Origin of the sequence: Salifodinibacter halophilus, assembly GCA_012999515.1 — a bacterium.
In the GTDB taxonomy this organism is placed as follows: Bacteria; Pseudomonadota; Gammaproteobacteria; order Nevskiales; family Salinisphaeraceae; genus Salifodinibacter; species Salifodinibacter halophilus.
Genome location: JABEEB010000522.1, coordinates 1 through 248, shown reverse-complemented (window position 1 = coordinate 248; position 248 = coordinate 1). Strand labels below are relative to the sequence as shown.

Here is a 248-nt window from a genome sequence, read left to right as displayed (position 1 = left end):
TGACGAGACGCGCGAGCACGCGGTCATCTGGCGCGGCTCTCAGACCGAGTTCGTCTCGGGCGAACCGAACGTCGTCCTCGAACGCGGCGCTGGCGGCCCCGGAACGACGGCGATGGCGTCGCCGACTCCGGTCGACTCCGAGACGCCCGCGACGGGCGACGACCCGTTCCCGACGACGACCGCGCTCGCACTCGTCGTCCTCGTCGTCCTCGTCGGCGGTGGCGCGCTCTATCTCCGCTCGCGGGGCG

The 248-nt window shown here is 73.0% G+C and carries 1 protein-coding gene; it reads left to right on the top strand.

Going from position 1 to position 248, the window contains the following annotated elements; translation table 11 throughout:
• On the top strand, positions 1-248 hold a 248-nt coding region (locus HKX41_12695), incomplete at both ends, for a hypothetical protein (GenBank protein NNC24993.1).